The sequence below is a fragment of the Candidatus Allofournierella excrementigallinarum genome, from assembly GCF_944388085.1.
GTDB classification, from domain to species: domain Bacteria; phylum Bacillota; class Clostridia; order Oscillospirales; family Ruminococcaceae; genus Allofournierella_A; species Allofournierella_A excrementigallinarum.
The window spans coordinates 19,063-30,653 of sequence record NZ_CALXHK010000029.1; the positions used below are offsets into that span (position 1 = coordinate 19,063).

At 67.5% G+C, this 11,591-nt stretch carries 10 protein-coding genes; 3 read left to right on the top strand and 7 right to left on the bottom strand.

The genetic code is table 11. The features are described from left to right. Positions 1-5 precede the first annotated feature (5 nt). The 4 genes from ACH2AT_RS06925 to ACH2AT_RS06940 all read right to left on the bottom strand — a co-directional run bounded on the left by ACH2AT_RS06925 (position 6) and on the right by ACH2AT_RS06940 (position 3,587). Complete coding sequence (locus tag ACH2AT_RS06925) at positions 6-623, bottom strand: nucleotide exchange factor GrpE (RefSeq protein ID WP_394964640.1); 618 nt, start codon at positions 621-623, stop codon at positions 6-8. Continuing rightward, positions 620-1,654: a heat-inducible transcriptional repressor HrcA gene (hrcA, locus tag ACH2AT_RS06930; RefSeq protein WP_394964642.1), complete on the bottom strand. Its 1,035-nt coding sequence runs from the start codon at positions 1,652-1,654 to the stop codon at positions 620-622. Before hrcA ends, ACH2AT_RS06925 begins: the two co-directional genes overlap by 4 nt. Before the next feature lie 202 nt (positions 1,655-1,856). After that, positions 1,857-2,399 carry a stage V sporulation T C-terminal domain-containing protein gene (locus ACH2AT_RS06935; protein WP_394964644.1) on the bottom strand — a complete coding sequence of 181 codons (543 nt, stop codon included), beginning with the start codon at positions 2,397-2,399 and terminating at the stop codon, positions 1,857-1,859. 117 nt (positions 2,400-2,516) lie between these two features. Then, positions 2,517-3,587, bottom strand: coding sequence for a uroporphyrinogen decarboxylase family protein (locus ACH2AT_RS06940; RefSeq protein ID WP_394964646.1), 1,071 nt, complete (start codon positions 3,585-3,587; stop codon positions 2,517-2,519). Positions 3,588-3,784: 197 nt separating this feature from the next. Between ACH2AT_RS06940 and ACH2AT_RS06945 the strand changes: the two genes are divergently transcribed. The 3 genes from ACH2AT_RS06945 to ACH2AT_RS06955 are packed head-to-tail and all read left to right on the top strand — an operon-like array spanning position 3,785 to position 6,945. Next, complete coding sequence (locus ACH2AT_RS06945; protein WP_394964648.1) at positions 3,785-4,672, top strand: helix-turn-helix domain-containing protein; 888 nt, start codon at positions 3,785-3,787, stop codon at positions 4,670-4,672. Positions 4,673-4,700: 28 nt separating this feature from the next. Next, positions 4,701-5,375 (top strand): response regulator transcription factor, encoded by a 675-nt coding sequence (locus ACH2AT_RS06950; protein ID WP_394964650.1) that lies wholly within the window; start codon positions 4,701-4,703, stop codon positions 5,373-5,375. Next, positions 5,365-6,945, top strand: coding sequence for an ATP-binding protein (locus ACH2AT_RS06955; protein ID WP_394964652.1), 1,581 nt, complete (start codon positions 5,365-5,367; stop codon positions 6,943-6,945). The genes ACH2AT_RS06950 and ACH2AT_RS06955 overlap by 11 nt, the downstream gene beginning before the upstream one ends. A gap of 198 nt (positions 6,946-7,143) precedes the next feature. Here the strand turns inward: ACH2AT_RS06955 and ACH2AT_RS06960 are convergent, their stop codons facing one another. The 3 genes from ACH2AT_RS06960 to ACH2AT_RS06970 are packed head-to-tail and all read right to left on the bottom strand — an operon-like array spanning position 7,144 to position 10,990. Next, entirely contained in the window at positions 7,144-8,487 is a 1,344-nt protein-coding gene (locus ACH2AT_RS06960; RefSeq protein ID WP_394964654.1) for an ABC transporter permease, read from the bottom strand. A gap of 3 nt (positions 8,488-8,490) precedes the next feature. Further along, positions 8,491-10,266 carry a COG1361 S-layer family protein gene (locus tag ACH2AT_RS06965; protein ID WP_394964656.1) on the bottom strand — a complete coding sequence of 592 codons (1,776 nt, stop codon included), beginning with the start codon at positions 10,264-10,266 and terminating at the stop codon, positions 8,491-8,493. Position 10,267: 1 nt separating this feature from the next. Beyond that, a complete protein-coding gene (locus tag ACH2AT_RS06970) occupies positions 10,268-10,990 on the bottom strand; it encodes an ABC transporter ATP-binding protein (protein ID WP_394964658.1) in 723 nt (240 codons plus the stop codon). Positions 10,991-11,591 lie beyond the last annotated feature (601 nt).

Genomic DNA, 11,591 nt, shown 5'->3' on the forward strand with positions numbered 1-11,591 from the left:
GCGGACTATTCGGCCACGATGACCGCGGCGTGGCGGATGACCTTGTCACCCAGCTTGTAGCCTTTCTGGAACACCTGCAGGACGGTGCCGCTCTCCTCGCCGTTCTCGGCCGCCTTCTGCATCACGGCGTTGTGCACCGCGGGGTCGAAGGGCAGGCCCAGGGCGGGGATCTCCTCCACCTTGAGGGCCTGGAAGGCGGCCCTGGCTTTTTCCAGCGTCAGGGTCACGCCCTTCTTGAAATTCTCGTCGGCGGTGGGGGCGGCCTCGGCCATCTCCAGCGTGTCCAGGATGGTGAGGATCTGGCTCACCGCGTGGGCCACGCCGCTCCCGAAGGCGGCGTCCTGCTCCCGGGCCGAGCGCTTGCGGAAGTTGTCGTACTCGGCGGCGGTGCGCAGCAGCCGCTCCTTGGCGGCGTCCGCTTCGGCGCGGGCCGTTTCGGCCTCGGCTTTGGCGGCGGCCAGCTGGCTTTCCAGCTCCTTTTTGGTCTCTTTCTTTTCCTTTTTGGGGTCTTTTTCCGCCGCGGGCTGTTCAGCCTCGGGGGCGGCGGCCTCCTGCGCCGCTTCGGCCTGGGGGGCCGTTTCGGCTGCGGCCTCTTCGGGCCGGATGTTGGTCTCGTCCATCATTGCGGGTCCTCCTGTGCCTTGCCGGCCATGCACTCGCCGAGTTTCAAGGCAAAATAGTCAAGAACGGGCACCAGCTGCTCAAAGGGCATCCGGGTGGGCCCCAGCAGGGCGATGGCCCCGGTGAGGCCGCCGCCGGCAAGGTAGCGCTTGCTCATGAAGCAAAGCCCCGGCAGCGGGCGCTGCAGGTCCTCGCCCAGCAGCACGGTGGTGCGGCCGGTGCGGGGGGTGATGAGCCTGCCGGCCCGTTCGTCGTCGGTGAAAAGCTCCAGCACCCGGGGCAGAAGGCCGGTCAGCTCCGGCCAGCGCATCAGGTACTGCAGGCCCTGGGGATAGGTGCGGGCCTGGGCCGCCTGCCGCAGCAGCGCCGCCGCCGCGTTCAGCACCGGGTAGAGGTCGCTGCCCCGCTCGCCCAGCCCGGCGGCCAGGTTCGCCAGCACCGCGCCGGAAAGGTCCGCCGGCGCCACAAAGGTCAGCCCCCGGTTCAGCACCCCGGCCAGCAGCGCCGCGTCCTCAGCGGTGAGGTCGGTGTCCAGCCGTGCCACGCGGGTGCGCACGCCGCCGGCGCTGGTCACCGCCAGCACCGCCGCGGTGCAGCGGCCCACCTGCACCACCTCGTAGTGGGCGATGCACAGATCGTCCGCCCGGGGGGTGGTGGCCGCCACCATGTAGCCGGAATAATCCGCCAGGGCCTTGGCCGCGCCCGCCGCCAATCTTTCCGGCTCGTAGTCGAGGCCGGCGAAGATGCGGTCGATCTCGGTTTTCTGCCGGGGGGAAAGGCCGGGCGCGGGGCGCATCAGGTTATCCAGATAATAGCGGTAGCCCTTGGCGCTGGGCACCCGGCCCGCGCTGGTGTGGGGCTGCTCCAGAAGGCCCAGCTTTGTCAGCGCGGCCATCTCGTTGCGCAGGGTCGCGCTGGACACCGCCATGTCGAAATACTGGCACAAAAGCCCCGAGCCCACCGGCTCGCCGCCCTGGGTGTAAAGGGCAACGATGGCCTCCAGCACCCGCTGCTTCCTGTCGTCCATGGCCATGCGCCCCACCTCTTTTCCGTGGTTTTAGCACTCATTACATCTGAGTGCTAAATTTATTGTACTCCATTTTATTCGTCTGTCAAGGGGGTGGTGTGAAAAATTTAAAAGTTTCATGGAACGTTCACAATGCCGCCCCCCTCGGGGCACAAAAAGGGCCCGCGCCAGCTCTTTCGGGGCGGCGCGGGCGGGGAGGAACGGCGCTTCAGCTCTCCATCTGCTTTGCCAGGAAGGCGGCGGCGATGGCCAGGGCCTTCTGCTCCTCGGGGGTGGGGACGGCGGCCTTCTCGTCGCTCAGAAGGGCCACCGCCCCCGCCACGTCGCCGGCGGCGACGATGGGCACGGCGATGTGGATGTGGCGCGCCGCGCCCTCGCAGGGGAACTGGCAGTCCTCGGCGCGGCCGGAGTGGAGATAGACGCGGCGGGCGTGCATCAGCTTTTCCAGCGGGATGCTCACCCGCTTTTCCAGGCACTCCCTGCGGGCGGCGCCGGCGGCGGCGATGATGCTGTCCCGGTCGCAGACGATGGAGGTGCGGGAAAGATTCTTTTGCAGCACCTCGGCGTACTGGGCGGCAAAGGAGGCCATCTCGCCGATGGGTGAATACTTTTTAAAAATGACCTCGCCGTCGCCGGTGGTGAAGATCTCCAGCGGGTCTCCCTGGCGGATGCGCTGGGTGCGGCGTATCTCCTTGGGGATGACCACCCGCCCCAGTTCGTCGATGCGGCGCACGATGCCGGTTGCTTTCATAAGTCGGTTCCTCCCAACGCAGATATTGGCTGCTGGTAGTATTTGCATCCGGGGGAAAAATATGCAGCGGAGGCCAAAAAGCGGCCCGGGGCCTGAAAGGGCCCCGGGCCGCCTGTGTCAGCGGTGAAGGGGGTAGTCGCGGCAGGCCTGCACATAGGCCCGGATGTTCTGCCAGGGCACCTCCGGCTCCAGCAGGTGGGTGGGGGCCGCGAACAGCCCGCCCTCGCTGGCGATGTCCAGGTTCTTCCACACCTCGGCCCGCACCTGGTCCGGCGTGCCGAAGGGCATCACCGTCTGGGTGCCGATGGTGCCGTGGAACACCAGCCGGTCGTGGTATTTGGCATAGATCCCGCCAAAGTCCATGCACTCGCTCTGGATGGGGTTGAGCACGTCGATGCCCGCGTCGATGAGGCCGTCGATCAGCGGCTCGATGAAGCCGCAGGAGTGGTAGAACACGATGATGTCCGGCCGCACGGCCTTCACCTGGGCGATGAGCTTTTTCAGCCGGGGCTGGATCCACCGGCCATACAGCTCCCGGCTCATCATGATGCTGCGCTGCATGCCGATGTCGTCGCCCAGGAACAGGATGTCGCAGCCGGCGTTGGCATACAGAAGGGCCCGCTGGGTGCTCATGGCGGCCACCCGGTCCAGAATGGCGGCGGCCATCTCCTCGTCGCACACCATGTCCATCATCAGGTTTTCCATGCCCCGGATGTACCAGGAGGTCTCCCAGATGGTGCACTGCATGTTGCCCACCGACGCGATGCCCCGCTTGTGCAGCGCCTGCACCCGCCCGGCCAGACCGCCGTTGTTCTTCAGCGAGTAGGTGGGCAGGGGGTAGTCCAGGATGTCCTGCACGTCCTCTGCGTCCCCCAGAGGGAAGAGCATCCTGGTCATGTGCATGGAGGTGGGGGTGGACTCGTGCCCCACGCCCCACTCGTCGATGGTCACCCGGTCGTTGAGGCGGCCTTCGTGATACTTTTCAAAGCGGGTCAGGTCGGTGTCGTCGGGCACAAGGTCGCCCACCCGCCGCCAGGGCATCTGAAAATAGTCCTCATAGGGCATTTCGGGCTGGTTTTCCTCCCGGCGGTAGTCCTCGATGAGGCTGGGGCAGAGCATGAACTCCACCGGCACGAACTCATAGGGCTGGCGGCGCACAAGCGCCAGCAGATTTTCCCGCTGTGTCATACAAGACCGTCTCCTTTTCCGTGGTGGTTTTGACTCTATTGTAGCGCGGGCGGGGCGGGGGCGTTTTCAAAAATCGGAAGCCGGGGCGGCAGGATTTGCTTTTTTTGACGGAGAAATCCGGCGCCGCTGCGGCCTTGTGCGGGCGGGGCGGAGTGTGGTATATTCAAGGGGAAGCCAAAGGGAAGGGAGGCGGGCCCATGCCGGCGGACGAATATTTGCAGGCGGTGCTTCTGGGGCGGGACACCCTGGACGCCGTGGACAACGCGGCGGTGCGCGCCCTGCCTGCCGGCGACCATTTCGCCGCCCACCTGCACAGCACGATGGAGCTCATCATCTGCACCGAAGGCAGCATCACCCTCACCCTGTTCCGCACCCCCGTCACGCTGGCGCCGGGCGAGTATCTGGCCGTCTACCCCCAGATCCCCCACTGCTCCGACGCGGGGCCGCAGGGATGCTGCATCCTGCAGCTCCACTTCCACACCGAGATGTTCCAGCGCCTGTTTTCCGACACGCTGCAGGACCGGGAGCTGTATTTCCTCCTCGACCTGGCCATGAAGCGCCGCCGCTTCCTCAAGCAGACGGCCAGCCCCCAGTTCTACGACTGCGCGCTGTATCTGAAAGAGGAACTGGAGCAAAAGCGGCCCAACTACCGCCGCATGTGCGACCTCTATCTCTTTCAGCTCATCCTGCTGCTCAGCCGGCAGGTGGGGGCGGGGATGGCGCCGGGCAGCTCGCTGCAAAACCGGCACCTGATGACCGCCGCCCAGTACATCCAGCAGCACTATGCCGAAAAGATCACCGCCGCGCAGGTGGCGGAATACTGCGGGGTGACGCCCCGGCGGCTGTCGGCGCTGTTCTCGCAGCACCTCAACATGAACTTCTCCACCTACCTCATCTACTTCCGCATCAACAAAGCCGTCGAGCTCATGGACCTGCACGGGGGGCGCTACCCCCTCACCCGCCTCGCGCTGGACACGGGCTTTGGCAGCCTGGCCCACTTTTCCGCCACCTTCAAGGAGAAGATGGGCGTGGCCCCCGCCCGCTACTTCGGCCTGCAGAAGGGCGGCTCCGATATAATAAAGTAAAAGACCACCCCGCAAGGAGGGAACGAAGATGGCGCCACTGATCATGATCGCCGAGGACAACCCCGAGATCCGGGGCCTTCTGCGCCTCTATCTGGAGGGGGAGGGCCTGCGGGTGCTGGAGGCGGAAAACGGCGACGAAGCCCTGGCCAGGGCCCGCGCCGAAAACCCGGACCTGGCCATTCTGGACGTGATGATGCCCGGGCTTTCGGGCTATGAGGTAACGCGGGCCCTGCGGCGCTTCAGCGAGATGCCCATCCTCATCCTCTCGGCCAAAAGCGAGGACAACGACAAGATCCTCGGCCTCAACCTCGGGGCGGACGACTATGTGACCAAGCCCTTCAACCCGGTGGAGGTGGTGGCGCGGGTGAAGGCCCAGCTGCGCCGGGCCGCCCGGGCCGGGGGCGAGGTGCTGCGGGGCGGCGAGCTGGCGCTGGACCTGGCCGGCATGCGGCTGGAAAAGGCGGGCCGCCCGGTGCCCCTCACCCCCATGGAGGCGAAGATCCTGGCCATCCTGATGCGCTCGCCGGGGCGGGTATTCACCAAGGCCCAGCTCTACGAAGGGGCCGCCGGCGACTATTTTGAGGGGGACGAGAACGCCATGATGGTGCACATCTCCAAGCTGCGGGACAAAATAGAGGACGACCCCCGCTCTCCCCGCTACATCCGCACGATAAGGGGGCTGGGGTACCGTTTTGAAGCGTGAAAAAAACGCCGGGGGCCTGTTCGGCCTGCTGGCAAGGCAGTATCTGCTGTTCACCCTGGCGCTGCTGGCCATTGCGGCGGCGGTGTTCGCCCTGTGGATGCTCTACACCGCCCGGCTTTACCGGGCGCCGGATTGGGACGGCCTGCTGGCGGACCCGGCCCTGGCCGAAGGGAAATGGGAGGCGCTGCGCCGCCACCTGGCCCCGGGCAGCGGCTTTGCGGTCTACGACGAAAAGGGCGCGCTGGTGTTTTCCGGCGGCGAGGGCTTCGACGAGGCGGTGGAACCGGGGGCGCTGGCCTGCGTGCCCGGCTGGGGCGACGGCGTGCAGATCGACGCTTATGAGCTGAGCGGCGACGGGGCGGCCCGGTATCTGGTGGTGGCCCACACGCCGGACGGCAAAGGGGGCGAGTTCACCCGCACCGCCGCGCTGGACGAAAACTACCGGGTGCTGCTGGGCGGCCTGGAGGAAGGCCGCGCCGCCTACACCCCCCAGGAATACCGCTATCTCACCGGCGCCCGGTTCGAGAACAGCTACCTCGCCCGGGCGGAGGCCGGCGGCCCACAGGGCGGGGCCTTTACCCTGCTTTTGCGGCAGACCTACCCCACCGACGCCCAGTACCGTGAGGCGCTGGGGGGCAGCGTGTGGGTGGCGGCGCTGTTCCTGCCGCTGTTTTTGGCCACGGCGGGGCTGTTCATCTGGCGGCTGCGGCGGCGCATCGCCCGGCCGCTGGCGGCGCTGAACGCCGCGGTGGAGGCCCAGAGCCGGGGCGAGGACCTGCGGGTGGGCAACTGCGGCGGCCCGCGGGAGATACGCCGCATCGGCGCCAGCTTTGACAATTTCGCCGCGCGGCTGGCTGCGAGCGAGGCCGAGCGAAAGCGGCTGGACGAGGGCCGCCAGAAGCTCATCGCGGACATCTCCCACGACATCAAAACCCCGGTGACGGTCATCTGCGGCGCGGCGGACGCCCTGTGCGACGGCAAGGTGCCAAAGGAAGATCGCCAGCGCACCCTGCGGATGATACGGCAGAAGGCGGCGGACCTGGCCCGCCTCGCCGACGCGTTTCACGAGTACAGCAAGACCCAGCACCCCCGCTTTGAGCTGCACCTCCGGCGGGTGGATGTGTGCGAGTTCTTCCGGGCCTGGCTGGCGGCGCGCTACGACGAGATCGACCTGGCGGGCTTCTCGCTGGAGCCTTCCATCCCCGAAGCGCCCGCCTTCTGCATGGTGGACGAACTGCAGCTGCGCCGGGCGCTGGATAACCTGCTTTCCAACGCATTGCGCCACAACCGGCTGGGCACCATGCTCTTTGTGGAGGTGGAGCCGGGGCCCCGGAAGGTGACGGTGCGCATCGCGGACAACGGCGCGGGCATCCCGCCCGAGCGGCGCAGGACCATCTTCGAGCCCTTCGTCACCGGCAGCGACGCCCGCACCGGCGCGGGCAGCGGGCTGGGCCTTGCCATCACCCGCCGCATCCTGGAAAAGCACGGCGGCGCCATCCGGCTGAACGAAAAGCCCGCCCCCGGCCGCGCCACCGAATTCGTGCTCACGCTGCCCCGGGCGGAAGGATAAAAAATCAGGCAGCGCCGCGCATGCCCCCTGTCCGGGGCGTGCGCGGCGCTGCCGCTTTTCCCGGCGCGGCGCCGGGACTATGGGAGGAAAAGGCCGGGGCCCGCCGGCGCGGGGCGGAGAAACGCCTCCTGCGCCGGGCCTGCCGTGCAAATGGGGGAGGAAACACGGGGCCCGCGGCCTTCTGGCAAAGGGAAACGGTCAGTCGCTCTTGATGGCTTCCAGGGCCGGGATGCGCACCGCCTTGTTCGCCGGGTAGTAACCCGAACCCAGGCCGATGAGCACCGAAAAAACGATGGCGAAGAGCAGCAGCCACAGGGGCGTCACGCAGACCCGGGCGGGGCCGTCGCCGCCCAGAAGGGCGATGCGCAGGTTTTCGGCAGACGGCCCGCCTAAGGCCACGATGTTGGCGATGAAGGCGGCCGCAAAGCTGATGACACAGCTCACGATGCCCCCCAAAAGGCCGATGCAGCCCGCCTCGGCGAGGAAGAGGGCGCGGATGTCCCGCACATAGCAGCCCAGAGCCTTCATCACGCCGATTTCCCTGGTGCGCTCGGAGATGGACATGACCATGGTGTTGGTGATGCCGATGGCCGCCACCACCAGGCTGATGGCCCCGAGGCCGCCCAGCATCATCTGCTTTTGCCGGGCCTCTTTTTCCATGGGCTCGCGGATGCTCTCCATGCTTTCGGTGGCGCAGCCCAGGGCGCGGATGCGCTTTTCCAGCGCAGCCACCTGGGAGATGCTGTCCGCCTTCACCAGCACCGACTGATAGGGCGACGCGCCCTTTTTGACCAGATGCAGCTTTTCGGTGAGGGCTTTCAGGTCCTTCAGGTCCATCAGCACCCCCTCGCCGGTCTCCATGCCCTTGGAGTAGTCCTCCCTGGCCAGGGCCACCGGCTTGAGGGCGAGGCTGGTCTTGTATTCGCCGCTCTCCGCCTCCAGCACCAGCGGCTCTTTCAGCGGGTCGAAGTAGGCGGGGGGCGGGTCGTTCAGCCTGCCGGTCTCCTCGTTCCACCCGGCGGACCAGCGGTCCACCGTGTTGGAGCCCTCGGGGCGCAGGGTGTCCCGGAAGTTGTAGGCCGTATACTGGCCCAGCACCACCTCGCCGGGCTTCAGGGGCCGCTCGCCTTTTTCCAGTTTGAAGCCCATGGCCTCCATGCCGGCGGTGTCCAGCCCGGTCACCGTCACCCAGTCCGCCACATAGCGTTTTCCGCTGCCGGCGCAAAGGCGCAGGTCCGCCGATTCGAGGGTCTGCCGGGGCATCACCGCCACCGCGCCGTCCAGTTTTTTCAGCCGGGCCACCATGGCGTCGTCCAGCTTCACCTTGCCGCGCCCGCCCTGGGGCGCGGTGACGGTGATGATGGTCAGATCGCCCAGATCGGCCAGAAGTTTATCCTGGGCCTCCTTCATGCCGATGCCCAGCGATACCATGATGACGATGGAGCACCCGCCGATGACCACCCCCAGCACCGTGAGAAAGGTGCGGGAGCGCTTGCGCAGAAGGTTTTGCAGGCACAGGCGGAACAGGTCCTGTTTGCGCATGGGTCATTCCTCCTTCGGCTGCTGCGGCTCATCCTCGCCGGGGTCCTCGGCCCAGCTCCAGGCGTCGGCCGCCGGGCCGCCCTCCGCTGCCTTGCGGCGCAGCCGTTTCACCAGGAAGAAGGCGGTGCCCGCGGCGGCGGCCAGCGCCGCCGTGGCGGGGATGACCGGCAGCCAGGCGGGCCGGTCGGGGGGCAGGTCCGCGTCGTCCGGCGCGAAGTCCGGCTCGGGAACGCCCTCCTCCACCGTCAGCGAGAGGGGGAATTCCTTGGTCTGGGTCTGCAGGTCGGCGTCCTCGTAGGTCACCTTGATGGCCAGGTCCAGCTTGCCGGCGGCCTCGGGGGTCAGGGCAAAGCCGATGCTGCCCGACGCGCCCGCCGCCACGTTGCCCAGGTACTGCACCTTTGCGGGGGATTCAAAGCCCTCGCCCACCAGCTGGGCCTCCAGGTTGCCGATGTCCGCCCGGCCCTTGTTCACATAGGCCAGGGTCACTTCCCCTTCCTCGCCGGCGGTGAAGGAGGCCGCCGCGGGCTGGTTCAGCTGGAAGCGGTCCGGCTGGCTCACCGGCACCGAAAGGCGGATGTCCGAAGTCACGGCGCTGCGCTTGCCCGCGTCCACATATTCGTATTTGAAGCTCACCGTAACAGCCTGGGCCCCGCTTTTGCAGGTGGGCACCGCCTGCATGGGCATCTCCTGGGTGAGGGCCTTGCCGGCGCCCAGAGCGTCGTAGTGGGCGGTGTTGGAGCCGCCGTCCACCGTGAAGCACTCGCCGCCGTCCACCGTGACCACGATGTTTTCCACCTTGGCGGCGCCGGTGTTCTCAAAGGTGAAGGAGAGGGGGAACCGCCCGCCGGCGGCCACGGCCTTTCCGCCGTAGTCGAACTTCTGCACCACGATGTTGGGCACCGGTTTTTCCACGCTGGAGGCGGAGGAGGCCGCCCTGGCGGGGATGTTCAGCCGGTCGGAGGCGGTGCCGGCGGAGGCGGCGCTGCCGTAGGTGTAGCGCAGGTCCACCGAGAGGCTCTGGGCGGCGGAGGAGATCTGATTTGCCCCCTGCAGCTTCACGGTGATGGAAGCGGTTTTGCCGGGGGCGATGTCCGGCACCGGGAAGGTGGAGGCGGCGTTCAGAAGGCTCAGGCCCTCGGAGGGGGCCACCGTGGCAGCCGCGTTCTTCACCGTCACGTCGCCGGTGTTTTTGAAGGTGAGCGCCAGGTCGAACGCCTCGCCGGGGGAGATGGGGCTGGAGACGTCCGAGCGGCTGATGAGCACCAGGGGCTGGGCGTCGGCGGGCTTTGCCTTCACCGGGATGCTCAGCCGGTCGGAGGCGGCGCCTGCGGCGGGGGCGTCCTCGCCGTAGGAAAAGCGCAGTTCCACCGGCAGGCTCTGGACGCCGGCGGCGGTGTCCGCCGCGCGCAGCTTCAGGGTCACGCTGCCGGTGCCGCCGGCGGGGATGTCGTCCAGCAAAAAGCTGGACGCGCCGCCCGCGATGCTCACGCCGTCGGCGGGCGAGAAGGCGGCCACCGGGCTTTTCAGGGTCACGCCGCTCAGGTTGCGGAAAAAGACGGTGATCTCCGCCTCGCTGCCGGCGGGCAGGTCGGCCATGTCGCTGCGGCTGATGAGCACCCCCGGCACGGGGGCGGGGGCGTCGCTGCTCTCTGAGGCCGAGGTGGGCGGGGCGGGGGGCACGGTGCCTTCGTCGGCCAGCGCCCGCAGGCTCAAAAGGCTCAGGGCCAGCAGCGCCATCAAAGAGGCCACGCCCCGGCGGAAATAGAACTGTTTCATGTTACTGCACGCTCCTTTGCTTCACGTCCTCCCGCACGATCTGGCCGTCGATGAGGGTCACGATGCGGTCGGCATAACGGGCCATCTCCGGGTCGTGGGTGACCAGGATGATGGTCTGATGAAAATCCCGCGCGAAGCCGCAGATCATCTCCATGACTTCCACGGTGGTCCTGGAATCCAGGTTGCCGGTGGGTTCGTCGGCGAACACCACGTCCGGCCGGGCCAGGAAGGCGCGGGCGATGCCCGCCCGCTGCTGCTGGCCGCCCGACATCTGGGCGGGGTAGTGGTCCATCCGGTGGCCCAGGCCCACCCGCTTGAGCATGGCCCGGGCGGCGGCGTCCCGCTGGGCGGGGGGCACCCCCCGGAACAGAAGGGGCATGGCCACGTTCTCGGCGGCGGTGAGGCTGGGCAGCAGGTTGTAGGATTGGAACACGAAGCCCAGGTGCCGCTGGCGGAAGGCCGCCAGCTGTTCCTCGCTCATGCGGGAGATGAGCGCGCCGCCGATGCGCACTTCGCCCCGTGTGGGCTTTTCCATGCCTGCCAGCTGGTTGAGCAGGGTGCTCTTGCCGGAGCCGGAGGTGCCGAAGATGCAGCAGATCTCCCCCCGCATGATGGAAAGGTCGATGTGTTTGAGGGCCACCACCGTCTCGTCCCCCAGGGGGTACTCTTTGCGCAGGCCCCGCACTTCCACGATGGGCCGTTTGCGCGGCGAAGGGTCTTGCATGGCGTCCGCCTCCTTTCGAGAAGAGAGTATACCGCCCCATTCTTTCCCCTGCCTTTGCCCTGTCTTAAGATTTGGAAAGGTTTTTCATAAATGCGGGCGGAGGGGCGGCGGTTCGGCTTTCAGCGGGCGGGCAGTTTTGCGCGAAATGGCCGCGTCTGGCTCGGCTGGCATCGGGCGGCGGGGCCGGGAGGAACAGGCCGAAGCGCCGACCTTCCGCCCCCGGGCGGACGCAAAAGAAACGGCAATGCCGCGTGCGGCGGGGCCGGGCCGGGCGAAGCGGTTCGGTCAAAACAGGCCCTTTTATTGTCCGGGCGGCGCGGGGGTGCGGGCAGTTTTGCGCGAAATGGCCGCGTCCCTGTCCGCCGCCGCACGCGGCGTTTCGGACACGCTGCACTCGCATCGTGCAGCGTGTTCGCTCCGAGGCGCACTACGCGGCGGCAGTGCCGCGTCTGGCTCGGCTTTCATTGTGCGGCAGGCGGGGAGAAACCGGCCAGAGCGCCGCCCTGCCTTGCCGCCCCCCTGCACCTGGCCTGGCAGCACGGGGGCACCACCCTTAGTGCGCATCAGAACGGACACTTTTCTTCGTCGTGAAAAGTGTCGG